Below are 25,723 nucleotides of genomic sequence, written 5' to 3'. Positions count from 1 at the left end.
GCCGTCGCGATCTCGCTCACCGTTCCGATCAGGTTCAGTCGATGAAGTCGTTGTTCAAGACCGCCTCCAGCCTTGCCGAGACAGCCTTTTCGGATCGCGCAGGGCCCTGGCCGGCCTCCGCCGGCGAGGAGGATCTGTTCGCACTCGATGCGGTCTCCTTCTCGATTCCCGGGCGAGTGCTTCTGGAGCCGCTGACCTTGACACTGCCGGCCCGGCGCGTGGTCGGGCTGATCGGCCATAACGGCTCGGGCAAATCGACCTTGGTCAAGATCCTTGCCCGCCAGCAGCCGGCGAGCAGCGGCACGGTCCGCTTCGAAGGCAAGGCGCTTGGCGACTGGGGCGATAGGTCCTTCGCCCGCAAGGTCGCCTACCTGCCGCAGCAGACGCCGCCGGCCTCCGGGATGCTGGTCAAGGAACTTGTCGCGCTCGGTCGCTATCCCTGGCACGGCGCGCTCGGGCGCTTCGGAGCCGTCGATCGCGAGAAGGTCACTGAGGCCATGGCGCTGACCGATGTCGAGGCTTTTGCCGACCGTCTCGTCGACACGCTGTCAGGCGGCGAGCGCCAGCGCGTCTGGCTTGCGATGCTGGTCGCGCAGGATGCCGAGTGCCTGCTGCTCGACGAGCCGATCTCGGCGCTCGACGTCTCCCATCAGGTCGAGGTGCTCTCGCTGGTGCATCGCCTGTCCAGCGAGCGTGGCCTTGGCGTTGTCGTCGTGCTGCACGACGTCAACATGGCCGCGCGTTTCTGCGACGAGATCATCGCCCTGCATTCGGGAAGGCTGATCGCGCGGGGCGCGCCCGACGACATCCTCACGCCTGGACAACTTGAGTCCATCTACGGCGTGCGCATGGGCGTGATGCCTCATCCCGAGACAGCGCGCCCGCTCGCCTTCGTCTGCTGAACTCAACCCAACGCCCATTTTGAAGAGCCAGACCATGTCCCGCGATCGCCGCCGCCTTCCGCTTCTCCTTTTTGTCGGCCTCGCCGCCATCGCGATCTGCGTCTCCCTGCCCCGTTGGGCATCCGCGCAGGATGCTCCGGTCGGCGACGTAACGGAGGAAGCCCCCGCGGCTAAGCCCGAAGCCGCCAAGCGAGTTGCGCCGCCGAAGCCTGCTCCCAAGCCGGCCGCGATCAAGCCGCCCGTGCGTCCGGCACCGGCAACGACGCAGGCCCAGGCTCAACCCCAAGTGCCGTCCGTGAGCCAGCCCGCGTCCGGGCCGACGACACTCCCGAACGGCGCCAGCGCCATCAATGAAAGCTATGGCGACTGGACGGTCGATTGCCGCATCACCGAGGGCCAGAAGCTCTGTGTGCTCGCCCAATCGCAGGGTAACAGTCAGAACAATCAGCGCCTCTTCGCGATCGAGCTTCGTACGCCGAAGGACGGTCGTGCCGACGGCACGATCCTGATGCCGTTCGGATTGAAGCTGGAAAACGGCGCGATCCTGCGGCTCGACGACAAGGATCTCGGCCAGGGCCTGCGCTTCTCGACCTGCATTCCCGCAGGCTGCCTGCTTCCGGTGTCGTTTCCGACAGTCGCTACGGATGCAATGAAAACCGGCAAGACCCTGACCGCCGCCGCGCTGAATCTCTCCAGCGGCGATCCCGTCGCCTTCAACATCTCACTCAATGGTTTTGCAGCGGCGCTCGCCCGCATCGGACAGCTCGGCGGATAGCCGCGCTGACCGTCCGGAGTTGTCGAGAGCGTTCATCTGCGCCTCACTCCCAGCTCAGCGCGCCGCCGTTCTGGTATTCGATCACGCGGGTCTCGAAGAAGTTTTTCTCCTTTTTGAGATCCATCGCCTCACTCATCCAGGGGAACGGGTTCTCGGTCTCGGCGAAAACTGGAGCGAGCCCGAGCTGGGCGCAGCGGCGGTTGGCGATGAAGTGCATGTACTGCTCGCAGGATGCGGCATTCAGCCCGAGGAAACCGCGCGGCGCGGTGTCCCTGTCGGTGATCGAGGGCACCTCGCATGCTATGGCGGAGAGCCCGGCTTGAGATGAGGGCATGGATCACGAGGACCGCATGCGCAAAATTCTGATCATCGGGATCGGGGCCGGCAATCCCGATTATGTCACGGTCCAGGCGATCAAGGCGCTCAACGAGGTCGATGTCTTCTTCATCCCGGACAAGGGGACGGACAAAACTGCGCTGCAGCAACTGCGCAAGGACATCTGTGAGCGCTTCATCGAGGGCTCGGCTTACCGCATGGTCCCGGTGCCGATTCCAACGCGTGCCGCTGCGGGCGAGAATTACCGCGGAAGCGTCGATCAGTGGCATGCGCAATTGGCGGAGGACTATGAGAGCCTCATCATGGAGGAGCTCGGGGAGGGCGAATGTGGAGGCTTTCTCGTCTGGGGCGACCCGGCGCTCTACGACAGCACGCTGCGGATCATCGACCATATCCAGGCCAAGGGATGTGTGCTGGAATACGATATCATCCCCGGCATCAGCAGCGTGCAGGCACTGGCGGCCCGGCATCGCGTCGCGCTCAATCGCATCGGACAACCGGTGCTGATTACGACCGGGCGCAAACTCTCTGAGGGATTTCCCGACAATCTCGACAGCGTGGTCGTCATGCTCGACGGCGACCAGGCCTTCAAGCGTATTGAGGCGGATGATCTCGATATCTATTGGGGCGCCTATCTCGGCACCGAGGACGAGATCCTGGTGGCTGGAAAGCTCTCTGAGGTGGCGGGCGATATCGAGCGGATTCGACGGCAGGCCCGCGAGGAGAAGGGCTGGATCATGGATACCTATCTACTCCGCAAGGGCGGCAGAACCTGATCGGGTCAGCCTCGTATGAATCCGATGTCGCTGCCGCGACATCGGATTGCCGGACACGGGGTGGAAGGGCCAGGCTCAGATGCCCCTCGGCATGTCGCACATTGCCTTCTATCTGGAACGCGCGGGCCCGATTCGGGCGTTGCGCCGCCTATCCAATCAGAAGCTACATTGCAGATGCCGCTTTCGATCCAGACCATGCTGAGCTCGCGGCAGCCATTCGTGCTGCTGGAGGACCGCCTTGCCGGATCGGTCCCGGCGCGGCTCTATCGCGATCCGGTCGAGATCGTCTCCTGTGTTCATGGCGACGATGTTCCGGCCGCGTTGCGCAGGATTGAAGACGGCCTGGCGCGTGGGCTGCATGCCGCCGGCTTCCTGGGTTACGAGCTGGGGTATGCCTTCGAGCCTCGGCTCGTGGCGTCGATGCCCTCGAAGCGCGCATTGCCCCTGCTGTGGTTCGGGCTGTTCCGGGAGCCGTTGGAGGTCGCGCCGGTTGAACTCGACCGGCATTTCGCAGCTCTGGCTCCGCCGCGGCCGCTCGGGCTGGTTCAGCCGCGGCTCGACGCTTCCGCGCATGCCGCCAAGGTTGGCCGCGTGCTCGACTATCTGCATGCCGGCGACGCCTATCAGATCAACCTGACCTTCCCGGTCGACTTCCGCTACGATGGCGATCCGCTCGCGCTCTATGCCGCATTACGGGCGAGCCAGCCGGTGTCGCATGGTGGGATCGTTGCCTTCGAGGACGCCACGATCCTGTCGGTCTCGCCGGAGCTCTTCCTCGAGGTCGAAGCCGGTCGGGCGACGACGCGCCCGATGAAGGGAACAGCGTCGCGTCTCGACGATCCCGAAGCCGATCGAACAGCCATGGCGGCGCTGCAGACCGACCCGAAACAGCGCGCCGAAAATCTCATGATCGTCGACCTGTTGCGCAACGATCTGGGGCGGATCAGCGTGCTGGGCTCGGTCGAGGTGCCGAGCCTCTTCAGGGTCGAGACCTATCCCACATTCCACACGCTGACATCGACCGTGACATCCAATTTGCAGCCCGGGCTTTCGCTCGAAGAGCTTCTGCAGGCGACCTTCCCATGTGGCTCGATCACCGGTGCGCCCAAGCTGCGGGCGATGCAGATCATCCGTGAGATCGAGGACGAGCCGCGGGATGTCTATACCGGAGCGATCGGCGCAATCGCTCCCAATGGCGACCTGCGTTTCAACGTTGCCATTCGCTCCGCGGCGATCTTTCCCGATGGGGCAGGGCGCTATGGTATCGGCGGTGGCATCGTGGCGGATTCAGAGGCCGCGAGCGAATACACTGAGGCCTTGCTCAAGGCCCGCGTTCTGACCGATCTCGCCGAGGATTACGGCTTGATCGAAACATTACGCTGGTCAGCGGAAACGGGCTTCGTGCACCTGCCACTGCATCTCGACCGCCTCGACCGCTCGGCAAGCGCGCTTGGCTTCAGTTTCTGCCGTCGCGATGCGCAAGCCAGACTCGACAGCCTGGCGGCAAGCTTCGACAGGCGAGACGACCGGCGCATCCGCCTCGAACTGCGCCGCGACGGGGCTCTCGATGTCGCCGCACCGGTGTTGGCGGAGGAGCCGGAGCGACGGCTCGGCGTCATCGTGGCAGCCGACAGGACCGATGCTGCCGATCCATTCCTGCGGCACAAGACGACGCGCCGCCGGCTCTATGAGACCGCCTATGCGGCGGCGCTCATGCAGGGCGCCGATGAGGCCATCTTCCTGAACCGCGCCGGTTTCGTGACGGAATCGGCGCGCAGCACCATCTTCGTCGAGCGGGACGGGATACTGCTGACGCCGCCGCTGAGCGATGGCGTCTTGCCGGGCGTGCTACGCCAAAGCCTGATCGGGAGCGGCGAAGCCATTGAGCGACAACTCGTGCTTGACGATGTCGCGCGCGCGGAGCGCTGGTTCCTGGGCAACAGCCTGCGCGGACTGAGACGTGCTCAGTTCGGAAACCTATAGCGATGCTTTGGGAATATTCCTGATTGATCCAGGTCAATCCCGATGGGCTCATTCCCAGTAAAGTTCGCAAGACCGGTTGGAAACTGGCCATGCGGTGATGCAATGACCATCAAATCAGTATCAGGATTGGCTGCTCGGGTTCGCCGTCTTTTCAAGGGGCGCCGTAGTTCCTGCCAAGACAGTTCATCGATCAGTGACGATCTTGACGAGCGTTCGCCCATTGCCGCCTGGCTCCGGTTTCGCGGCGGGCTTGCCCTGCTCCGCGAGATCGTCTTCGCGAAGGGCGGACAAGCAGGAAAAAGCCGCCTCGCCACGAAGAAGAAAGAATAGGCGGATTTTGTTTTTAACGTCTCGCCCGATTGCGCCAGATCAAGGAGTGAAGCCGGTTTCGAGCAAAGATGGCGCCTTGCCATACTCCCGTTCCGACACAAGGCGCAGATATGAGCCACATCGCAGTCGATCCTCGAGCAGCCCGATCCCCGATTGAAACGCGATCTCGGTCACGGCCAGCGAAAATGCGCGCTGCTGTCTTTGTTGAGCCCGGCAGGATTGTGCTTGAAGACAAGCCGGTGCCTGATATCGGTCCGCTCGACGCGCTGCTGCGCATTACGACGACGACGATCTGCGGTACTGACGTCCATATCCTCAAGGGCGAGTACCCGGTCGCGCGGGGCCTGACGATCGGCCATGAACCCGTCGGCATCATCGAGAAGCTGGGATCCTCTGTGAGGGGCTTCAAGGAGGGGCAGCGCGTCATCGCAGGCGCGATCACGCCGTCGGGCCACAGCATGGCCTGCCTCTGCGGCTGCCACTCGCAGGATGGGACAGACGAGCGGCACGGCTTCAAGGCCATGGGCGGCTGGCGCTTTGGCAACACGATCGACGGGGCTCAGGCCGATTTTCTGCTCGTGCCCGATGCGATGACCAATCTCGCGCCGGTGCCTTCGGGCCTGAGCGACGAGCAGGTTCTGATGTGTCCCGACATCATGTCGACAGGCTTCTCGGGCGCAGAGAAGGGTGGCGTCAGCATCGGCGACTGCGTCGCTGTGTTCGCGCAGGGGCCGATCGGACTCTGTGCGACTGCGGGCGCGCGACTGATGGGGGCGACGCGCATCATCGCCGTTGAAAGTATCCCCGCACGGCAGGATATGGCGCGCCGCCTTGGCGCCGACGAGGTCGTCGACTTTTCCAAAGGCGATCCCGTCGCTGAGATCATGCGCCTGACCGATGGGCGCGGCGTCGATGTCGCGATCGAGGCGCTCGGACGGCAGGAGACGTTCGAGGCCGCCTTGCGCGTGCTGCGCCCGGGCGGAACCCTGTCTTCGCTTGGTGTCTATTCGACCGATCTCACCATTCCTCTCGGAGCTTTCGCGGCCGGCCTCGGCGATCACCGGATCGTCACGACCCTGTGTCCGGGCGGTAAGGAACGGATGCGGCGCCTGATGGACGTGGTTGCCTCGGAACGGGTCGATCTCGGCGGGCTCGTAACCCACCGATTTCCGCTGGAGCGGATCGTCGAGGCCTATGAGCTCTTCGCCGGACAGCGCGATGGCGTCCTCAAGGTCGCGATCACGCCTTGAGGGGGGACTCCTGCCCCGACACGGATCAGTAATTCGCCCGCTCCCGGATAGGGATCGGGCCGTGTTTCGCAGGTCAGACGCTCGCCGATCCTGCGCAGCACAGTCGCTTTCACGCGGGAGGCCGTGGGGACGCGACAGTCTTAACTTCGTTCATCTCCGAAGGCGTGATCACGACGCCTGACATCGGCTCTATCCATGCCAGTTGATCCGATATGGATCGCACGCCGGAGACATTCTCCGCGACGACATGAGCGGCCTGGCGCTCGCGCTCGTCGAAGATCGCGCCGCTGAGCTCGACGGCGCCGTGGTCGACATGGACATGGATCATCCGGCCGCCCCAACTCTGCCTGGCGAGCTCGCTCAGGATGTCCGCGCGGATGCGTTCATCGTCGACGACGGCCGCATCGGCGGTGGGCAGCGCGTCGGCCATCGCGCGCAGCAGGTCGGAGCGCGTCACGATCCCGACCAGCTTGCCGTTCTCGACGACGGGGAGCCGCTTGATCCGGTGGCGGCTCATGGTCTCGACGACCTCGTCGAGCGTCGCATCCCGGCGGGTCGTCTCGACATTACTCGACATGACCTCGCCGACCTTGCGGCCATGCGCATGCACATAGTCGTCCGCGACCGTGCCGGGCCCGACCAGGAATTCGAGCCACCAGGAGCGCTTGCGCTGTGTTCCGAGCTCGCCGCGCCGCAGGAAATCTCCTTCGCTGACCATGCCGACCAGCGCCCCGTCGCCGGCGACGACGGGCAGGCCGCTGATCCGATGGGCCAGCATCAGGCGGGCGGCGTCACGGATCGGGGTTGAGGGGGCGACGCTGATCACGGGGGTGGTCATGATGGATTCGACGAGCATGGCGGCAATCTCCCGCAGGGTTGCGGCACGCGGACTCGCGCACCGGCGATGTCTTTATTGCCGGTGATTCTGGCACAGGAGCCGCGATGGCGATTTGATCGGAGTCAACCGCCGGCCACCGGCACGCTTCAATGCGCCATCAGGATCGGCAGGTTCGAACTCTGGAGCAGATCATAGGTCGCCCCGCCGAGGATCCATTCGCGCAGCCGCGTATGGCCGTAAGCTCCCGCGACGATCAGGTCGGCCGAAACCCGATGGGCCTCGGCGAGGAGCATCGCAGCTGCCGTATCATTGTCTGGCAGAAGACTTGCCGTCGTCGCGATGCCGTGCCGGGCGAGATGGCTCGCGATGTCGGCCAGTGCCTCGGCGCCGCCGAGCTTACCCTTGCCGGCCTCCTGGACGCTTGCGAGATGGACCTGCGTCGCCAGTCCGAGCAGGGGCAGGGCCTCGGAGACGGCGCGGGCGGCCTCGCGCGTATCGACCCAGCCGATCAGCACGGTGCGGATCGCCTGTCGCGGCTTGAAGCCGGGCGGTACGAGATAGAGCCCATGCCCGCTGTTGAACATGATCGTTTCGATCAGGTTGCCCCAGCGCTCGCAATCGAATGTTCCATGCGGGCAGGAGGCGACAATGAGATCAGCCCAGCGCGTTTCGGTGGCTACGCCCTTCTCCAATAGGCCGGGGAAGCTCTCCAACCGTCGCACCTCGTTTGCGACACCGAGACGGGCGAAACGTTGCGTCAGCCGAGCATGGTTTGCATCTCCCGCCCTGCGTGCGGCATCGCAGGCGTCGACGATGGCTGCAGTTCCGAATTCTCCGGCATAGAGGGCGGCATCGGGGAGTGCGTTTGTATAGAGGCCGGTCAGACGGGCCTCGAACTGGGCGGCGATCGCTTCGGCATGGGCGATGCGAAGCTCGTCCTCCACGGAGCCGTCGAGGTGGACCATCACATCCTTGTAGCCGGCCTTCAGAATCGGCTTGGCAATACCGATGGTCGAAGACGTCATTGCGATCTGGTTCATGGTTTCCTCCATGGGATGATTGTTTGAGAGCGTGGCGGGACGCGCGCAGCCGAAGTGGTGCAAATCGCGCGGGGCGGGTTGCGCGAGAGGAGTGCTGGCTGGTCGAGTGACCGGAGAGGCTCCGGCGAGGCGGACGCGATGCGTAGTCCCGAGCAAGCCGCCGCGTGACGTTCGATTGCCGATGGCGGGCGCACGGCGAGACGCGCCGCATTGCTGACGACCTCAATATCTCCGGCCGCGTCCAGCATCAGCCAGTCGGTCGGCGCGGACCGACGGACAAGCTGATCCATCACCACGGCGGGTGTCGCGTCGGAAGGGTCATTCTTGCGAGCCGCGACGCGACGCATCAGCAGGTCCGCTGGGGCATCGAGCCATAGTCCGTGAAACGGTACATTGCAGCCTGCGGCAGCCGCCGCCAGCCGATCGCGTCGGGAGGCAAGATCGAACACGGCGTCGGCCACCACGCCGTGGCCCGCCGCCACGAGCGCGCTCGCCCGGTCGGTGATCGCCGCGTAGACCTGTTCCGAGATCTCGTCAGCATAAGCCTCCGGGCCGAGCCGCGTTTGCGGCGCGACGCCGAACAGTTTCTTCCTGATGCGGTCGCTGGAGAGTATGCGCGCGCCAGGCGCAGGTCCGATCTCTGGCGCGATCCGGATCGCAACGGTCGATTTGCCCGAACCGGAATAGCCTCCCACTGCCACCAGAACGGCCGGACTCTCGGCAAGGAGATCCCGTGCCAGATCGAGATAGGATCTCGCCTCGGCCTCCTTCCAGGCGCAGGCCACCTCGGTCTCCGCGACTTCCATGGCGGTGACATGCGCGCGAATGACGGCGCGCACGGCCATGAACAGCGGCAGCAGCGCCACGCCATCCTCGTCATCCGTCAGATCGAGGTAGCGATTGAACAGGATGTTGGCGTGAAGCGGCAGCTTGCGATGCCAGAGATCCATCAGCACGAAGGCGAGATCGTAGAGGACATCCGTCGTGGCAAGCTCTTCGCTGAATTCCAGGCAATCGAACAGTGTCGGTTGTCCGTCGATCATGCAGATGTTGCGCAGGTGCAGGTCGCCATGACAGCGCCTCACGCGACCGGAGCGAGCCCGCTGATCGAGGAGTGCTGTCTTCTGCCGAAAATGGAGCTGGCAGGCGCCGGTCACATCGGCGACCTCTGAAGGCAGGAAGATCGGACAATCCGCCAGGGCGCGCTCGTTGCCACGGATGATGCGCTCGAACCGCGCGGCGCCTTCGCCCGAGACGACCTCGGCGGTTTCGTGAAGCCGGGCGATCTGCGCCGCCAACTGCTCCATCTGATCGACCGTCAGGCGGTCAGCGCACGCCAGCCTGTCGAAGAGCTGGTCGTCATCGAAACGCGTCATTTCGATTGCGGCGTCGACCAGCTGACCCGCTCCGTTCAGCGCGAGCCGGCCGTCGTCTTCGCGGGTGATGCGATGTACGGCCCGATAAATGGCCGGGGCAGTGCGCCGGTTCAATCGCAATTCGTCATAGCATGCGGCCAGGCGACGTTCGGGCGTCGAAAAGTCGAGATAGGGAAACTGGACGGCCTTCTTGAGTTTAACGGCTTTGTCGCCGAGCAGGAGGACGGTCGAGATATGGGTTGCGACGATTTGGCAGTCTTGGCTGTTATCTGCCAAGCCATCCGCGGAGGACAGGAACGCGACGGTCTCCGTCTGATTGTCCATGAACCCAATCCTCGGTCTCATTTCTGATGTGAGGTTAGGGGCGCCAGGATCGCGGGCATTGATCGACATCAATGGATCCCGCAGCGAGTTGCTCTTCATTGCCGCAGCGGTGGCCTCAAGGAGCGCGCGATGTCCTATGCCAGCATTTTGGTCGACGTTTCCGACGATCAGCCCGGAGCGGGGCGGATCGACCACGCGATCTGGTTGGCTGGGCAGCTGGATGCCCGCCTCGTAGGTTTGATGGCGCAGGAGCCGGCTACGCCTGAGGTTTCGCCGCATGACACGATTGGAATGGTCCGCGAACTGATACGCGAGCAGAGCACCGCGACACAGCATCAACTCGACGAGGCCAGGCGGCGGTTCATCGCCCTGGCCGGGCGGCAAGGGTGTCGAGGCGAGTGGGTCGCAGAGTGTGGGCAGCGCGTGCCCGCCTTGATCCGGCATGGCCGCGCTTCGGATCTTCTGGTCATCGGAAGAGACACAGTTTTCGACGGCGAGGGCGGAGGCTCCGATCTCGACAAATTGCTGCTCAACAGCGGGCGGCCGCTCCTGTTCGTGCCTCATTCTGCGGGGCAACCGTTCTTACGTCGGAATGCCATTGTGCTCTGGCATGATGATCGTGCCAGCAGGCGCGCGGTCCGTGATGCCTTGCCTGTGCTGCGGTTGATGAAGCAGGTGGTCGTGGTTCAGCTGCTGGACCGGGAGAACAGTGCCTCACAGCCTGTATCGGGGACCTCGGACGTCGCCGCGTTCCTGCAATGCCACGGCATTGCCGCGCGAGCGGTTGCCCTGGAAAAGATGGGAATGCCGACAATGGAGCGGCTTCGCATCTTCGCCTTGGATGAGGAGGCGGATTTGATCGTCGGCGGTGGCTATATGCACCGTGAACTGCTGCATTCTGACCTGGCGGCCGACATGGACGCAATGATCGAGCTGTCGATCCCCTGCCTCTTCAGTCAGTAAGGGGCAGGTTCGCGGAAACGGCCTGAGCCGCCGCGTGGGGCCTTCGCCGCCGCAGACGATGGCCTAGCCTACGTCATCCGTTTGAGGACGAAGCGGGCGGCCAAGGACGTGCCGGTCGCCGAGCGCGCGTAGCGCATTGAGAATGACTGCGACGTCGATGGCCTCTTGCAGCAGGGCGCCCTCGACCGGGGACAGCCCTCCGAAGGCTGCGGCAATCATGCCGAGCGTCGACAGGCCGATGCCAACCACCACGCTCTGTATCGCGATGGCGCGCGATCGCTTGGCGATCTGCAGGGCGGTGACAAGTCGATCGAGCCGGTCGACGAGCAGAACCACGTCCGCAGTCTCGATCGAGGCCGCCGAGCCGCTTAAACCCATGGCGACGCCCACATCAGCCGCTGCGAGCGCAGGCGAGTCGTTGACCCCGTCACCGACCATCATGACGGGGCCATAACGCTGTGCCGCCGCGACGACCCCGGTCTTCTGCGCCGGGGTGAGATCGGCTTCGATGGCGTCGAGGTCGAGCCCTGCGGCGAGCGTCTCCGCGACGGCGCGATGGTCTCCGGTTGCAAGGATAAGCCGGACGATGCCGTTCTCGCGCAACGCATGCAGCAGGTCGGGCGTGCCGTGGCGAAGCCGGTCGGACATCACAATACGGCCGGCATAGCGTTGCCCGATGGCGACGGCGATCTGGAGCAATCCGGATGGCTCCTCGCCGCCAACTTGCTCCAGCCTGAGTTGCTTCAACACGAAACCGAACTTGCCGATGATCATCCGCTTGCCTCCGACGAAGCCCGTCACGCCTTCGCCGGCCGCTTCGGAGACGTCCGTCGGGATAACCAGCTCGATTCCGCGCTGCCGGGCCTCCGAGACGAGCTGATGTGAAACGATGTGGTTCGATATCTGGCCGAGCGATGCAGCGACGCGAAGGAGCTCGTTAGCCGAAAAGCCGGCCGCGGGTGTGATCTCGACGACCTCGGCCGAGCCCGATGTCAATGTGCCGGTTTTGTCGAAGACGATCGCACGCAGCAGCGCCAGCTTCTCCAGCGCAGCGCCGCTCTTGATCAGGATCCCAGCTTTCGCCGCTCGCGACATGCCGGCGACCAGGGCGATCGGAACAGCCAATAGCAGGGGGCAGGGCGTTGCGACGACGAGCACGGCGACTGCGCGGCTGGCATCGCCGGACAGCCACCAGGCGCCGCCGGCCATGACAAGCGTGACCACCAGGAAGGCAAGAGCGTACCGGTCGGCCAGACGCGCCATCGGCGCCTTGCTCTTCTGGGCAGCATCGACGAGGCGGACAATGCCGGCATAGACGCTGTCGCGCGCGAGCCTGAGCGCGGTCAGATCGAAGGCGTCGCCGCGATTGAGCGCACCGCTGGCGATTACGGCGCCTTCTCCCATTCGTTGCGGAAGCGCTTCTCCGGTCAGTGCGGACATATCCAGGACCGCGGTGCCGTGTGCGACGCGACCATCCACGGGAATGATATCGCCGCTACGGATCAGCAGGGCGTCACCGGGAAGGACGAGTTCCGTCGCGACCGTGCACAGCTGGCCGTTCTCGTACCGCATCACCGAGCGCGGCGCGCGATCGAGCAGGGCAGTCATATCGCTGCGGGCGCGACGCTCGGCGAAGTCCTCGAGATGCTGGCCCCCGGCATACATCAAAGCGACGACGATGGCGGCAAGAGGTTCGCCGAAGACGAGCGCCGCCGACATCGACAAGGCCGCGACGATGTCCAGGCCGAACTCGCCGCGGCGAAGCGCAATGACGATCTCGACGCACAGCACTGCCAGCACGGGCAAGGTTGCCCATGCCCAGGCCGATCGGGCGAGTTCATCCTCACCGAACTGATGCAGGCAGAAGCCGATCAGCAGGCCAGCCAACGGGCAGGCGACGATGCTTCGCTTGACCGTGGGGATGAAAGCCATCGTGCGTCCGTTTCGGGTTCGGAACCCCGAACTCAGGCTGCGAGCTTGGCCGCCTTGCTGGCCTCGGTGACAGCTTCGCTGGCCGCGTCCGTAACGCTTGTGAGCTCGTTGCGCAGCATCGTCGCGATCTGGCCGAATTCCTCAGAGTAGTCGCTGGTGACGCGTTCGCCGAATTTGCGCTGCGCCTGGACGGCGTCCGAGAGTTCGCGGCATTGGCTGAGCTCATGACAGAGTTCGGCTTGGGCCTTCATCCGCCGCCCCATGAAGCCGAAGAGCTCCGACCCCATGGTCAGTTGGGCTTCGAGCATGGCGCGCGGGATAGCCGCGATCGCTGCGAACTGCCCCTGCATCGACTTGGACATGTTCTCAAAGGAACCAAATGGCTGCATACCGCTTGTGCTCGTTCCATTGTGGCCCTGAGGGCTGCGTGGGTTGGTCATGGCTTGCCTCCTGGCTGGCCGCACACCCTGCGCGGCCTCTGGAAGGCGGTAGCATCGACGATCCCGCGGATGCTGCCTTGATCCGCATCAAAGGCGCACACAACCAGGGCATCGTCTCGCCGCCCGGCCGGGCCGACAGTCATGTCCGCATCGCCACCGCCAAACCACGCGAACGCCATCTCGCCCCCGATCGCTGGCTGCAGAGCGCAGCCTATCACGAGGGCTCCTGGTGGCCTCACTGGTTCGAGTGGCTGGCGCAGCATTCGGGTGCCCGGACCAGGCCACCGATACGCAGCGGCCGATCCGGGGCACACGCGCTTGGTGCCGCCCCGGGGCCGTTCGTGTTCGGCTGAGTGGCGTCGTTACAGCAGAAAGAAGCCTGCTGTCGCAGTGGCCATCACCACGGTCGCGAGCCATCCCACAACCGCCAGCGACCGTGGCAGGATCAGCCGCCCCATCACGCGCCGGTTCGTGGCGACCAGCATGATCACCACCATGAGCGGTGCTGCAAGGACGCCGTTGAGCACGGCGCTCCAATACAGTGCCTTGATCTCATCGATGCCGACGAAGTTGAGCGCCAGCCCCGCGAGCGTCGCCATCGCGATTGCCGCATAGAAAGCTTTTGCCTCATGGGGACGGTGATCAAGTCCCTCAGGCCACCTGAAGGTCTCGCTCACGGCATAGGCGACGGAGCCCGCGAGGACAGGGATGGCGAGCATGCCCGTGGCGACAATGCCGATGGTGAAGAGCGCGAAGGTGCAGGGGCCGGCAATGGGGCGCAGCGCTTCCGCCGCCTGGCCCGAGGTCTGGATGTCCGTGACGCCATGGGCGTTGAGCGTCGCGGCCGTCGCCAGAATGATGAAGAGCGCGATCAGATTGGAGAAGCCCATGCCGACGATCGTGTCGAGGCGGATACGTGCAAGTTCCCCGCTCGCAGCCTTTGGCGCCACAAACAGCGGCTTGAGATGACGCCGGTGCAGCTCCTCGACCTCCTGCCCCGCCTGCCAGAAAAAGAGATAAGGGCTGATCGTGGTTCCCAGGATAGCGACCAGCGCCATGGCATGCGTACTGTCCAAGGTCAGTTGCGGAATCAGTGCGCCGTGAAGCGCCGTTCCCAGGGGCACCTGAGCGGCGAACACGACCGCGACATAGGAGAAGAGTGACAGCGTCGCCCACTTCAGCATGGCGGCATAGCGCTCATAGCTCACATAGGTCTGTATCAGCACGGAGATGACACCGAATGCCACGGTGTAGAGATGCTGCGATCCGCCGAGCAACAGTTTAAGTGCGGCGCCCATCGCACCTAAATCGGCGCCGAGGTTGAAGACATTGGCGACGATGAGAAGCAGCAAGACGGTGCGCAAGAGCCAGGGCGAATAGTGTCGCCGCAGATTGCTGGCGATGCCGCGCCCCGTGACGGAGCCGATCCGTGCGCTGATCGCCTGGATGGCGGCCATCAAGGGAAAACTGAACAGCATCGTCCAGGCCAGCCCATAGCCGAACTGCGCGCCGACCTGGCTGTAGGTCGCGATCCCGCTGGGATCGTCATCGGCTGCGCCCGTCACGAGCCCGGGGCCGAGGGTTTGGAAGAAGCCCGGTGGCGGCGGTGACAATAGTTCGTCGCTCGAAGCGCCTGTCGTCAGGACCGCTGCGCCGTTGTCCATGGTCAGGAAATTCCCGGTTGATTCAAGGCTTGCCAATCGCCGGGGCGCACCCTCGGGATCATGTCGCTCCATTCCGGCCGCCTGCTTGGCCTAGTGGGCTATCAGGCAGCACAGCGGTGTGGTGTCCAGCAGCTCGCTGGTCATTCCACCGAACAGCCATTCGCGCATGCGGCTATGCCCATAGGCTCCAGCGACGATCAGATCGGCGCCTTGCTGTTGCGCGATGTCGATGATTTCGCGGGTTTCGGACACGATGTCGCCGCTGCGCGACATGGGGCGCGCCGCAACATTGTGCTCCAACAAGTAGCTGCAAACATCCGCAATGCCCTGCTGGTTCGCCTCTGAGCCGACTGAAGCGACACAGACCAGTTCGGCTCGCACCAGGAAGGGCAGTGCGTCCCATACGGCACGCCTTGCTTCGCGTGTATCCTTCCAGGCGACCACGACATGCCTGGCCGAAAGATACTCGACCTGTGGCGGAACCAGCAGGATCGGCCGCCCGAGATCCATGACAAGCTCGTTCGCCGAGACAGCCATCTGGCCCTGGTCGGCGTCGTCGGTCCCTTGCCGGCCGAGTACCAGCAGATCCGCCGCGCGCGACTGGGACAGGATGAAGCCGCGCGGCTCGGAGAGGCTAGAGCGCCATTCGATGGCGGAGCTGTTGCCGGCTGTCCGCCGGAACAGCGCTTCGGCCCTAGCGACCTCCTCACCGGCAGTCTGCTCTGCCTTTCGGAGCAGCAGAGCGTCGGCGGCGGATATGCTGTCGCCATAGTAGGGGACCACGATCTCCGCGGCTGCCACGCCGATCAGCCGGCTCGTGAAACGGTCGGCGAGCGAGGCGGCCAGTTTGATCGGCCCTTCTGCGTTGCCGCCGAGATGGACCGGCACCATCAGGCTTGCATAGGAGGAAAGGCCGGCAGTCTGGTTCAGCGCCGCCATCATATCTCTCCTGTCAGGGTTGTGTTTGCGCAGCGCGCGAACAATGCGGTTTCCGGGGATCTGCCGTCAGGACTAGGACCGGCCCGACAATGCCAGCGAGACGGTGCCGATCTTGCGGATGGACGCCACCCTGAAGGGGACGAAGTCACCGTCGTCGCCACGTACCGAGATGTATTCGCCGACCGCGATGCGATGCCGGTCGAGCTTGAAGGTGCCTTCGTCGTCGTCGCGCCTGCTATTGTCGTAGTCGATCAGCCAAGTCGCGCCGCCGTCGCCGCCGGCGCGGTGGAGCAGCCAGCCATGGCGGTCGGGTTTGCCGGGCCGGAACCGCCGGACACGGCAGCGGTCACGCTCGAGGCGCCATTGCTCGGCATCGAGCCGGCCGTCATCGGTCAGCGGAGCGGCAATCTCGTAGCCGTCCCGGCTGTCGCCCTCCGTATGAGAAGGGGTCCGCGCCAGATGAAGTGTAATTCGCTGAAGCATGGCAATCGTCCCGAGTGGAGCGTTCACTTGGCCGATCATTTCACCGAATGGCGGCCGATGATTTGATCCAGAGCAAGGTTGCTGGAGCAGGGATCGGCAATCTCGCGGCGGGCACGGAGCCCGGAGGGGCATCACCGCCATGAGCATCCGCAATTTCGACGCGCTTTTCAGTCCACGGTCGATCGCCCTGATCGGGGCCAGCAATACCCCAGGCTCCGTCGGGCAGGTCATCGCCGCCAATCTGCTCGGCGCCGGCTTCGAGGGGCCGATTCTGTGCGTCAATCCTCATGCGCGCGCGGTTGCCTCGACCCATGCCTATCATTCCATCGCGGATCTGCCGGTCGTGCCCGATCTGGCGGTGATCGCGACACCGGCGGCGAGCGTTCCCGGCATCGTCGCGGAACTCGGCCGGCGCGGTTGCCGGGCGGCCGTGGTCGTCAGCGCCGGCTTCGAAGGCAAGGGCGCCGAGAGCGATCTGCGCCAGCGGCTGCTGGACGCGGCGCGCCCGCACCTGATGCGCATCGTCGGCCCCAATTGCCTGGGCTTGATCTCGACCCCACGGGCGATCAATGCGAGCTTCGCCCAGGTCACGCCGCGGCCGGGCGGTATCGCCCTCGTCAGCCAGTCCGGCGCCATCATCACCGCTATGCTGGGCTGGGCGCAGCAGCGGCAGATCGGCTTCTCTCATGTCATGTCGCTCGGCGACATGAGCGACGTCGATTTCGGCGATGCGCTCGACTATCTCGCCTCGGATGCCGCGACGCGGGCGATCCTGCTCTATGTCGAAAACATCACCCATGCGCGCAAGTTCATGTCGGCGGCGCGTGCCGCGGCGCGGACGAAGCCGGTCCTCGTCGTCAAGTCGGGGCGCAGCAGCGCCGGAGCAAAGGCTGCCCTGTCGCATACCGGTGCGCTCGCAGGCTCGGATGCGGTCTATGACGCGGCTTTTCGCCGGGCCGGCCTCCTGCGGGTTCATGAGCTCGACGAATTGTTCGCTGCCGCCGCGATCCTGGCGAGCGGCGTCCGGGTCTCCGGCGATCGGCTTACGATCCTGACCAATGGTGGCGGAGCCGGTGTGCTGGCGGTCGATGCGCTGGCGGAGCGCGGATTGCAGGTCGCGGAACTCGGTGCCGAGAGCCGCACGGCGCTCGATCTGGTGCTGCCGCAGAGCTGGTCGCATGGCAATCCGGTCGACATCCTCGGCGACGCGACAGCGGAGCGATATGGTGCGGCGCTGGCGATCCTGATGCGGGAGCCGGACAGCGACGCCATTCTCGCCATCAACTGTCCGACGGCACTGGCCGATGGCGCGCAAGCGGCGTGTGCTGTTGCGACGGCGGCGGCGGCCGGGCGCAACGTCCCGGTCCTGGCCAACTGGCTCGGCAGCGAGGCTTCCGCGGAGTCGCATCGCGTGCTCCGTGAGGGGCGGGTGCCGAGCTTCGACAGTCCCGAGCAGGCCGTGCGCGCCTTCGGCCATCTCGTCGAATTCCGGCGCAATCAGACCCTGCTCCTGGAGACCCCCTCCGCCGGAATGATGCTGGCGCCGGCGGCCGTCGCCGCCGCCGGCGAACTGATCGCCGCGGTTCGGCACGATGGCAGGCTCCTGCTCAACGAGCAGGAAGCGAAACATCTGCTCGCCCTGCTGGGCATTCCGACGGTGGAGACCCGCATCGCCGGAACGCCGGCCGAGGCTGGGCGCATCGCGCAGGACATCGGCGGTCCTGTGGCCCTGAAGATCCTGTCCCCGGACATCTCGCATAAATCCGATGTCGGCGGCGTCGCGCTCGGCCTGGTGTCCGGCGCGGAGGTGCAGCGGGAGGCTGAAGCAATGCTTGGGCGCGTGCGCCAGACCCGCCCCGAGGCGCGGGTGTTGCGCTTCACAGTCCAGGACATGATTTCGCGCCCTCATGCGCAGGAACTGATCGTCGGCATCGCGCACGACGCCACCTTCGGCCCGGTCATCCTGTTCGGACAGGGCGGTACGGCGGCCGAGGTCATGGCCGATCGCAGCATCGGACTACCGCCGCTGAATTCCGTCCTCGCCGGTGACATGGTCGCGCATACGCGCGTCGCCCGGTTGCTCGGCGGTTTCCGGAATGTGCCGCCGGTCCGCTCGGGCGCCATTGAGGACGTGTTGTTGCGACTCTCGGAGATCACGGTGCACCTGCCCGATGTGTTGGAGCTCGACATCAATCCCCTGCTGGTGGATGCGAGCGGCGTGATCGCCCTGGATGCGCGGATCGTGATCGCTGCCGAGCCGGTATCGGCCGGCGGCCATACGATCACGCCTTATCCGCGGACGCTGGAGAGAGCGATCGTCCTTACCGACGGCACGCCTCTCGAGCTGCGCCCGATCCGGCCCGAAGACGAGGTCGCAATCACTGCAATGGTCGAGCAATGCACGGCCCAGGATCTGCGCATGCGCTTCCTCGGTTCTGTGAAGCGTTTCGAGCACGACCTGGCGGCTCGCCTCTCGCAGATCGATTACGACCGGGAGATGGCCTTCGTCGCCATCGAGCCGGGCTCGCGTTTCGGGGAGGGGCCGATCTATGGCGTCGTACGCATCGCAGGCGATCCGGAGCGCAGCTCTGCCGAGTTCGCGATCCTCGTCCGCTCGGACATGAAGGGCAGGGGGCTGGGATTCCAGCTCCTGTCCGCGATCGTCGGCTATGCCCGGCAAGCGGGATACAGGACCGTCTATGGCGATGTGCTGAGCGAAAATACCGCGATGTTGCACATGGCTGGAGAGCTGGGTTTCGCAGTTGAGTCCGGCGGACTCGAATCCGACACCAGGCGAGTGACGCTTTCCATCGAGGCCGGAGCGCCCTCGACGGATGTTTTCCTTCACGGCCCGTCCGAGACCGGGATTTCACCGGAAACGGTGTCCCCCTACGCGACAAGCGAGGGCTGAGGTGATGGGCAATTTCTAGAGCGGTTTCCGATCCGGTTGGATCGTCCAATCGCTCTAGATCTTTGTTCTAACGCGTTTTCTCCGCGCAAACGCTTCGCGTTTGCCGCGGGGGAACCGGTATCCACTTCGCGCGAAAACGCTCTCGCCCGAGGATCAGGTCACGCCGAGCGTGCGAGTCAGGGAGCCGGTCAAGGGCTGCCGTTGGTTGTGATGCCAGGCTGGCGCCTCGCTTTTCCTCAGGCTCGCTCCGGTTGTCTTATCGTATTGGCTTGCGGCGACTGATCATCGGCCAGATCGTCGTCCTGCAGGACGCGCCAGCCCGATCCTTCCAGGTCGTTGTACTGGCCCGTGCGCATGCACCAGAAAAAGCCTGCCAGGCCTGCAAGGCCGAGCCCCAGCGCAAGGGGAAACAGAATGACGAGAATGTTCATGAGGCTGTCCTCTCCGTCGCCGCGGATGCTGCTCTGCGTCCGGCGCGCAGGGCGTTGAGCGTGACGATCAGCGAGGAACCTGACATCGCCGCGGCCGCGACCAGCGGCGTCGCGAGGCCCGCGATTGCGATTGGAACCGCGACTGCATTGTAGAGCACGGCGAACCAGAGGTTTTGTATCATCAGCCGGCGCGCTTTGCGGGCGATGAGGATGCTGGCGGCGACGGGAGCCAGGCTGTCGCCGAGGAAGACGATGTCGGCGGCGGCCTGCGCCAGATGCGCCGCGCTGACAGGTGAGATCGAGACATGCGCTTTCGCCAGCGCTGGGGCGTCGTTGAGGCCATCTCCGACCATCAGGATCTTGCAGCCTCCGGCCGCGAGATCGGCGAGCGCGAGGAGCTTCTCGTCCGGGCGCATGGCGGCGCGGTATGTCGCGATGCCAAGCTCCTGCGCGACGGAGGCGACGGCAGCCTCCCGGTCGCCCGACAGGATCATCACGCCAAGCCCGAGCTGGCGCAGCGCTGCAATGCAGGCGTGAGCGTCCGGGCGCAGGCGCTGACCAATCGCGAAGACTGCGCAGGCATCGCCATGGCGCCACGCGATCAGCGAGGCGGTGGGGAAGGCCGCCGCGACAAGCTCCGCCTCTGCCTGCGCCTCGCAGAAGGAGACGCTGCCCAGGCGCATCTCGCTGCCATCGACCATGGCGACAAGGCCGAGCCCCTGATGTTCATGCGCCGCGCGAACGGGCGCGGGATTGCCTGCGGCGCGGCTGATCGCTTGCGCCAACGGGTGGCGGCTCGCCGCCGCCAGCGCCGCTGCCTGCCGCACGATGTCCACATCGAGGCTGTCTGCATTGAGCAGTTCGGGTTCGGGCAAGGTCAGCGTGCCGGTCTTGTCGAAGACGACCATGTCGGCTTCGGCCAACCTCTCAAGCGCATCCCCCTCCTTCAGCATGACCTTGCCACGGAACAGCGCCGAGGCCGCGACGACCTGGACGGCAGGAATCGCGAGCCCGAGCGCGCAGGGGCAAGTGATGATCAGCACGGTGATGGCGATGATCAATGCCTGCTGCCAGGGCAGGCCGAAGGCCATCCAGCCGAGAAGTGTGGCGAGAGCGGTGGCATGCACCAGCGGCGCGTAGAGCCGGGCCGCGCGGTCGGATAGATGAACATAGCGCGAGCGGCTTTCGACGGCCTGGGCCATCAGCCGGTCGATCTCGTCGAGCAATGTGCCGCTGCCTGCCGCCTCGACGCGCACGGTCAAGGCGCCGGAGAGGTTCGTCGTGCCGGCATGGACGCGTCCACCCGGCGCAACCAGCATCGGCATCGTCTCGCCAGTGACCAGGCTCTGGTCGATCTCGGACTGGCCGGTCTCGACGAGGCCGTCGATGGCGACGCACTCTCCCGGCTGGACCAGAATGAGATCGCCGGGCGAGACCGCCGCGATCGGAACCACGATGGTCGTGCCGTCGCGCGCGAAGCGGGTTGCCGTCTCAGCCTTGAGGGCAGCGAGATTGCCAGCGAGGTCGCGCGTGCGGCGACGCATCAACTGGTCGAGATAGCGCCCGATCAGCAGGAAGAAGAGCAGCATCACCGCGCCGTCGAAATAGGCGTGCTCGGCGTGATTCCAGGTCTCGACCACCGACATGCCGAGCGCGAGCACGACGCCGAGCGTGATCGGCACGTCCATGTTGACCGCGCCCGCCTTCAGCGCCCGCAACGCGCTCTCAAAGAAGGGGCGGCCGGCATAGGCCGCGGTCGGCAATGCGATCAAGGCCGAGAGCCAATGGAAGAGATCACGCGTCACCGGATTGATGTCGCTGGCATTGCCGGACCAGACCGAGACAGAGAGCAGCATGATGTTCATGGCGGCGAAGCCGGCGACGCCGAGATAGCGCAGCAGCCGCGCCTCCTCGCGTGTAACGCTGTCCTGCTGCTCGGAGGGCAGGAAGGGGTAGGCCTTGAAGCCGAGGCGCGCGAGCCGCTCGATCACCGCCTCGGGCCGCAGCACGCCCTCGCACCATTCGACCGTGACGCGCTTCAGCGCGAGATTGACGCGCGCACTGAGGATCCCTGAGTCCCGCTTCAGCCCCTTCTCGATCGCATGCATGCAGCCGGCGCAGCGGATGCCGTCGACAGCCAGCTCCATGCCATCGATGCCGTCGTGATGGCGGACGAAGACGGAGAGATCCTGTTGCGTGGCCATGGTCTTACTCTGCCAACTGGATGCGGCTGCGCGAGATGAAGAGAGCCTCGTTGTCACGCCTGGCCTCGACCGCGAGTGTCCAGGCGCCGCGATGGATCGCCGGTATCGTTGCCGAGTAGAGGCCGGGCGCGGTCTCGACGAGGCGCGCCTCTCGGTCCTCCTGGCGGGAAGCCGGATGCTGCAGTTTTGCCTCGACAGCCAAGCCGGTGAGGGCCGTGCCGGAATGGTCGCGCAGATTCAGGGTCACTGTCGCGCCGCCGCCGTTGCGGGTGATCTGCGCCTGTGCCTGCCAGGCGCGCTCGGCCTGGGCGTGCATGCGCGCGATCTCGCCATTGAAGCGCTGGCTGGTCTCATAGGCGCTCTTGACGTCGACGCCGGGCATGGTTCGGATCGCGGCCGTCATCATGATCGCGTTGACGCCTGCGACAACGCCGAAGAAGGCGACCATCGCGAACAGCACCATGCGGCCGCTGAGCTCGAAGGGGCGGCGTTGTGGTGCCGGCTGGGCTGGCAAGTCGATCGGCATGGCGAAAGCTCCGCAACAGGACATGGCGTCCCCTAAGGTGCGATGAAGTGATCCTGGGCCCGCACGATCTCGCCGGCGAACAGGTCCGAGGCCGTGAAGGTGATGCTCTGGGAGGCGTCGAGATGAGTATCGGGCGGCACCGTGACGAGCACCCGGATCTCGCGCGACGTATCGGCCTCGACTGTCATGATCGGGCGCAGATCGGCCGTCGCCTGCGCGCCGACGGCCTCGATTCGGATGCCGGGAATACCGGCGACCGTCAGGGCAAAGGGGCGCGCCTCCGGACGCTTGTTGAGCAGGCGCAGGGCGTAGGCGTTGCGGATCGAACCATCGCTGAGCTTGACGAAGAGAGGAGCTCGGTCGTGCAGAACGGAAATCTCGGCGGTGCGCCGGGTCGCAAGCTGATAGAGCATCGTGCCGCCGACCAGCACAATCAGCGCGGCATAGATCAGCGTTCGCGCCCGTATCGGGCGATAGACGGTCTTCTCGCCGGCCAATCTGCGCTGGACGTTGGCCTCGGTGTCATAGCCGATGAGGCGATTGGGTCGGCCGATCTTCGCCATCACATTGTCGCAGGCGTCGATGCACAGGCCGCACTGGATGCAGTCGATCTGAGCACCGTCACGGATGTCGATTCCCGTGGGGCAGACGGCGACGCATTGATGGCAGTCGATGCAGTCGCCAGCCGGCGCGCCCTGATCCCGCAGCCGCTGTGCCTGTTTCACCGAGACGCGCGGTTCGCCGCGGTCGTATCGATAGGTGACGTTGAGCGCGTCATCGTCGGTCAGGGCCGCCTGGATGCGCGGCCAGGGACACATGAAGTTGCAGACCTGCTCGCGCATGATGCCGGCGAGGGCATAGGTCGTGAAGGTCAGGATCGCGATCGAGACATAGGCAGCCAGTGGCGCCGTAAAGGTTGCGAGCTGCTGCACGAGCGTCGGTGCGTCGGCGAAATAGAGCACCCATGCACCACCGGTCCACCAGGCGATCGTGAGCCAGACGGCATGCTTGCCTGTCTTGCGCAGCAGCGTCCCGGCGGTCCAGGGCGCTTCGTCGCGCTTCATGCGCTCGCGCCGGTCCCCCTCGAAGGCGCGTTCGACGGCGAGGAAAAGGTCAGTCCAGACCGTCTGCGGGCAGAGATAGCCACACCATAGCCGGCCCGCGACGGCATTCATCAGGAACAGGATGAAGGCTGCCAGGATCAGCAGGCCGGTGAAGTAGTAGACCTCCTGCGGCCAGATCTCGATGAAGAAGAAGTAGAAGCGGTTATGGGCGATGTCGGCCAGGACGGCCTGGTTAGGCAGGTTCGGCCCGCGATCCCAGCGCAGGAAGGGCAGGAGGTAGTAGACGCCGAGGCAGAGGATGAGGATCGTCCACTTGGCGCGGCGGAACGGGCCCGACACGCTTTGCGGGTAGACCTTCTTCGAGGCTGCGAAAAGCGGCAGCCCATCGGCCTCGGCGATATTCATCTCACTGCCCTCCGCCGAGCGAGTGGACATAGACCGTCAGCGCCTTGATCGTCGTGGCGTCGAGCCGCGCGCCCCAGGCCGGCATCACGCCGCCGCGGCTGTTGGTGATGGTCTCGGTCAGCGAGGCCATGTCCATGCCATAGAGCGTGATCGCATCGGTCAGATTCGGTGCGCCGAGTTCCTGGTTGCCCTTGCCGGCGGGACCATGGCAGGCGGCACAGTTCTGCTCGAAGATCGTCCGGCCCTTGGCGAGATCGGCCTTCGGCTGCGTCGGCAGGCCCGCCAGCATGCGGACATGGTTGGCGACCGCGTTGATCTCGTCGCGCTTGAGCACACCGTCGCGGCCGAAGGCCGGCATCGGGCTGACGCGTGTCTCGTTGTCGGTCGCGACGCGAATGCCGTGCTGCAACGTCGTCTGGATCGCGGCGAGCGAGCCGCCCCAGAGCCAGTCATCGTCGTTCAGGTTGGGATAGCCCTTCGAACCCGCTCCGCCGACGCCGTGGCAGGCCGCGCAATTGTCGCCGAAGGCGGCCTTGCCCTGAGCCATGGCGATGCGAAACAGCGCAGGATCGGCCTTGATCTGCTCCAGGGAGGCCTCGGCGAGCCCCTGCGTCTGGGTGGCGCGAAACGCCCGCAAAGCGGACAGGTCGGTCTCGACATCCAGTCGCGTCGCATAGCCGATGACGCCCTTGGTCGTCGTGCTGATCAGCGGCCAGGCGGGATAGACGACCCAGTAACCGAATGACCAGATGATGGTGGCGTAGAAGATGTTGAGCCACCAGCGCGGCAGCGGCGTGTTGAGTTCGCGGATGCCATCCCATTCATGCCCGGTCGTCGCGGTGCCAGTGACGTGATCGACCTCGTGGTCGCCCTTGTGAGCCTGATCCATCGCTCAGTCCTCCCGCAGCGGGGTGAACGCCGCCTGCTCGAAGCGGGCCCGGTTCTTGGGCCAGAGAGCGTAGGCGCAGACACCGATGAAGATGCTGACGAAGTAGAGCAGCCCGGCCGATTGGGCGAAGTTCGCGAGCCATTGATAGGTCGTGTCCATGATGCCCTCGATCAGCGAATGTTGGCTTTGTCGTCGTAGAGCTTGAAGTCGACGAGCGTGCCGAGCACCTGGAGGTAGGCGATCAGGGCGTCGGCCTCGCTGATGCGGGCCGGATTGCCGTCGAAATCGCGGGCCTGGACCTTGGGATAACGGGCCTCGAGCGCGCTTTGCCCGGGATGGTCCGGTGTCGCCTGCGCCTTCAGGTCGGTCATCGCCTGGGCGATCATCTCGTCGGTATAGGGCACACCGCCGCCGCGATTGGCGCGCAGTTCGGCAGCGATGTCGGCAAAGGCCAGTTCGGTCCTGGCCAGGAACGGATAGCCCGGCATGATCGACTGCGGCACCAGCGAACGGGGATCGGCAAGGTGGCCGGCATGCCATTCGTCGGAATACTTGCCACCGACGCGGGCGAGGTCCGGCCCGGTACGCTTGGAGCCCCATTGGAAGGGCTTGTCATACATGCTCTCGGCGGCGAGCGAGTAGTGCCCGTAGCGCTCGATCTCGTCGCGCAGCGGCCGGATCATCTGGCTGTGGCAGAGATAGCAGCCCTCGCGCACATAGATCGCGCGACCGGCGAGCTCGAGCGGCGTGTAGGGCCGCATGCCCTCGACCTTCTCGATGGTATTCTTGAGGTAGAACAGCGGTGCGATCTCGACGAGACCGCCGATCGAGATCACCAGCAGCACGCCGATGATCAGGACGATCGAGTTCGTCTCGAAGATCTTGTGCTTCGACCAGCGGGACTGGCGCGGCAGGGGCGCGCGGGCGTCAATGCTCGACATG

General features: G+C 65.2%; 24 protein-coding genes and 1 pseudogene. 9 read left to right on the top strand and 16 right to left on the bottom strand.

Annotation, left to right across the window (positions count from 1 at the left end; translation table 11 throughout):
• The first annotated feature begins 41 nt into the window (after window positions 1-41).
• Both J2Y55_RS06895 and J2Y55_RS06890 read left to right on the top strand, forming a co-directional pair.
• The gene (locus tag J2Y55_RS06895; RefSeq protein WP_310149668.1) at window positions 42-902 is read left to right on the top strand and encodes an ATP-binding cassette domain-containing protein; all 861 of its coding nucleotides are present in this window, start codon (window positions 42-44) and stop codon (window positions 900-902) included.
• Window positions 903-921: 19 nt separating this feature from the next.
• Window positions 922-1,677, top strand: a complete 756-nt coding sequence (locus J2Y55_RS06890) for an invasion associated locus B family protein (RefSeq protein ID WP_310149666.1) — start codon at window positions 922-924, stop codon at window positions 1,675-1,677.
• Between the two features lie 43 nt (window positions 1,678-1,720).
• Here the strand turns inward: J2Y55_RS06890 and J2Y55_RS06885 are convergent.
• A pseudogene (locus J2Y55_RS06885) lies at window positions 1,721-1,954 on the bottom strand (ribonucleotide-diphosphate reductase subunit beta); the annotation flags it as partial.
• Between the two features lie 73 nt (window positions 1,955-2,027).
• Here J2Y55_RS06885 and cobF point away from each other — a divergent pair.
• From cobF to J2Y55_RS06865, 4 genes are all read left to right on the top strand, one after another.
• Window positions 2,028-2,789, top strand: coding sequence for a precorrin-6A synthase (deacetylating) (gene cobF / locus J2Y55_RS06880; RefSeq protein WP_310149663.1), 762 nt, complete (start codon window positions 2,028-2,030; stop codon window positions 2,787-2,789).
• A 174-nt stretch (window positions 2,790-2,963) separates the two neighbouring features.
• Window positions 2,964-4,772 (top strand): aminodeoxychorismate synthase component I, encoded by a 1,809-nt coding sequence (gene pabB / locus J2Y55_RS06875; RefSeq protein ID WP_310149661.1) that lies wholly within the window; start codon window positions 2,964-2,966, stop codon window positions 4,770-4,772.
• A 102-nt stretch (window positions 4,773-4,874) separates the two neighbouring features.
• The gene (locus tag J2Y55_RS06870) at window positions 4,875-5,102 is read left to right on the top strand and encodes a hypothetical protein (protein WP_310149658.1); all 228 of its coding nucleotides are present in this window, start codon (window positions 4,875-4,877) and stop codon (window positions 5,100-5,102) included.
• 185 nt (window positions 5,103-5,287) lie between these two features.
• Window positions 5,288-6,352, top strand: a complete 1,065-nt coding sequence (locus J2Y55_RS06865; RefSeq protein ID WP_310149655.1) for an NAD(P)-dependent alcohol dehydrogenase — start codon at window positions 5,288-5,290, stop codon at window positions 6,350-6,352.
• Window positions 6,353-6,461: 109 nt separating this feature from the next.
• Here the strand turns inward: J2Y55_RS06865 and J2Y55_RS06860 are convergent, their stop codons facing one another.
• The 3 genes from J2Y55_RS06860 to J2Y55_RS06850 all read right to left on the bottom strand — a co-directional run bounded on the left by J2Y55_RS06860 (window position 6,462) and on the right by J2Y55_RS06850 (window position 9,930).
• Window positions 6,462-7,208 carry a CBS domain-containing protein gene (locus tag J2Y55_RS06860; RefSeq protein WP_310149652.1) on the bottom strand — a complete coding sequence of 249 codons (747 nt, stop codon included), beginning with the start codon at window positions 7,206-7,208 and terminating at the stop codon, window positions 6,462-6,464.
• 128 nt (window positions 7,209-7,336) lie between these two features.
• Entirely contained in the window at window positions 7,337-8,230 is an 894-nt protein-coding gene (locus tag J2Y55_RS06855; protein ID WP_310149649.1) for a universal stress protein, read from the bottom strand.
• The gene (locus J2Y55_RS06850) at window positions 8,227-9,930 is read right to left on the bottom strand and encodes a bifunctional aminoglycoside phosphotransferase/ATP-binding protein (RefSeq protein WP_310149647.1); all 1,704 of its coding nucleotides are present in this window, start codon (window positions 9,928-9,930) and stop codon (window positions 8,227-8,229) included. Before J2Y55_RS06850 ends, J2Y55_RS06855 begins: the two co-directional genes overlap by 4 nt.
• Window positions 9,931-10,059: 129 nt before the next feature.
• Between J2Y55_RS06850 and J2Y55_RS06845 the strand changes: the two genes are divergently transcribed.
• Window positions 10,060-10,893, top strand: a complete 834-nt coding sequence (locus J2Y55_RS06845; protein ID WP_310149643.1) for a hypothetical protein — start codon at window positions 10,060-10,062, stop codon at window positions 10,891-10,893.
• Between the two features lie 63 nt (window positions 10,894-10,956).
• Here J2Y55_RS06845 and J2Y55_RS06840 read toward each other — a convergent pair whose 3' ends face one another.
• Together J2Y55_RS06840 and J2Y55_RS06835 are read right to left on the bottom strand one after the other, a co-directional pair.
• A complete protein-coding gene (locus J2Y55_RS06840) occupies window positions 10,957-12,825 on the bottom strand; it encodes a heavy metal translocating P-type ATPase (protein WP_310149640.1) in 1,869 nt (622 codons plus the stop codon).
• Window positions 12,826-12,857: 32 nt separating this feature from the next.
• A complete protein-coding gene (locus tag J2Y55_RS06835) occupies window positions 12,858-13,187 on the bottom strand; it encodes a hypothetical protein (protein WP_310149637.1) in 330 nt (109 codons plus the stop codon).
• A gap of 155 nt (window positions 13,188-13,342) precedes the next feature.
• Between J2Y55_RS06835 and J2Y55_RS06830 the strand changes: the two genes are divergently transcribed.
• On the top strand, window positions 13,343-13,618 hold the full coding sequence (locus J2Y55_RS06830) for a hypothetical protein (protein WP_310149634.1): 276 nt from the start codon (window positions 13,343-13,345) through the stop codon (window positions 13,616-13,618).
• A 9-nt stretch (window positions 13,619-13,627) separates the two neighbouring features.
• Here J2Y55_RS06830 and J2Y55_RS06825 read toward each other — a convergent pair whose 3' ends face one another.
• The 3 genes from J2Y55_RS06825 to J2Y55_RS06815 all read right to left on the bottom strand — a co-directional run bounded on the left by J2Y55_RS06825 (window position 13,628) and on the right by J2Y55_RS06815 (window position 16,351).
• Complete coding sequence (locus J2Y55_RS06825; RefSeq protein ID WP_310149629.1) at window positions 13,628-14,929, bottom strand: NRAMP family divalent metal transporter; 1,302 nt, start codon at window positions 14,927-14,929, stop codon at window positions 13,628-13,630.
• A 90-nt stretch (window positions 14,930-15,019) separates the two neighbouring features.
• Window positions 15,020-15,868 (bottom strand): universal stress protein, encoded by an 849-nt coding sequence (locus tag J2Y55_RS06820; protein WP_310149626.1) that lies wholly within the window; start codon window positions 15,866-15,868, stop codon window positions 15,020-15,022.
• 72 nt (window positions 15,869-15,940) lie between these two features.
• Window positions 15,941-16,351: a hypothetical protein gene (locus tag J2Y55_RS06815; RefSeq protein ID WP_310149623.1), complete on the bottom strand. Its 411-nt coding sequence runs from the start codon at window positions 16,349-16,351 to the stop codon at window positions 15,941-15,943.
• 139 nt (window positions 16,352-16,490) lie between these two features.
• Between J2Y55_RS06815 and J2Y55_RS06810 the strand changes: the two genes are divergently transcribed.
• On the top strand, window positions 16,491-19,262 hold the full coding sequence (locus tag J2Y55_RS06810) for a bifunctional acetate--CoA ligase family protein/GNAT family N-acetyltransferase (RefSeq protein ID WP_310149620.1): 2,772 nt from the start codon (window positions 16,491-16,493) through the stop codon (window positions 19,260-19,262).
• A gap of 236 nt (window positions 19,263-19,498) precedes the next feature.
• Here the strand turns inward: J2Y55_RS06810 and ccoS are convergent, their stop codons facing one another.
• From ccoS to ccoO, 7 genes are read right to left on the bottom strand one after another with little or no spacing between them, the layout of a single operon-like run.
• Entirely contained in the window at window positions 19,499-19,693 is a 195-nt protein-coding gene (gene ccoS, locus J2Y55_RS06805; protein ID WP_310149617.1) for a cbb3-type cytochrome oxidase assembly protein CcoS, read from the bottom strand.
• Window positions 19,690-21,897, bottom strand: coding sequence for a heavy metal translocating P-type ATPase (locus tag J2Y55_RS06800; RefSeq protein WP_310149615.1), 2,208 nt, complete (start codon window positions 21,895-21,897; stop codon window positions 19,690-19,692). The genes ccoS and J2Y55_RS06800 overlap by 4 nt, the downstream gene beginning before the upstream one ends.
• A 4-nt stretch (window positions 21,898-21,901) precedes the next feature.
• Window positions 21,902-22,423 (bottom strand): FixH family protein, encoded by a 522-nt coding sequence (locus J2Y55_RS06795; protein WP_310149612.1) that lies wholly within the window; start codon window positions 22,421-22,423, stop codon window positions 21,902-21,904.
• 32 nt (window positions 22,424-22,455) lie between these two features.
• Window positions 22,456-23,892, bottom strand: coding sequence for a cytochrome c oxidase accessory protein CcoG (gene ccoG, locus J2Y55_RS06790; protein ID WP_310149610.1), 1,437 nt, complete (start codon window positions 23,890-23,892; stop codon window positions 22,456-22,458).
• 1 nt (window position 23,893) lies between these two features.
• The gene (ccoP, locus tag J2Y55_RS06785; protein ID WP_310149606.1) at window positions 23,894-24,781 is read right to left on the bottom strand and encodes a cytochrome-c oxidase, cbb3-type subunit III; all 888 of its coding nucleotides are present in this window, start codon (window positions 24,779-24,781) and stop codon (window positions 23,894-23,896) included.
• A 3-nt stretch (window positions 24,782-24,784) separates the two neighbouring features.
• On the bottom strand, window positions 24,785-24,940 hold the full coding sequence (locus J2Y55_RS06780; protein ID WP_310149603.1) for a cbb3-type cytochrome oxidase subunit 3: 156 nt from the start codon (window positions 24,938-24,940) through the stop codon (window positions 24,785-24,787).
• A gap of 11 nt (window positions 24,941-24,951) precedes the next feature.
• A complete protein-coding gene (ccoO, locus tag J2Y55_RS06775) occupies window positions 24,952-25,722 on the bottom strand; it encodes a cytochrome-c oxidase, cbb3-type subunit II (protein WP_310149600.1) in 771 nt (256 codons plus the stop codon).
• Window position 25,723 lies beyond the last annotated feature (1 nt).

This window comes from Allobosea sp. BE125 (genome assembly GCF_031456075.1).
In the GTDB taxonomy this organism is placed as follows: Bacteria; Pseudomonadota; Alphaproteobacteria; order Rhizobiales; family Beijerinckiaceae; genus Allobosea.
Note: the sequence above shows the minus strand (reverse complement) of the source record. Positions and strands in the feature narration are given on the sequence as shown.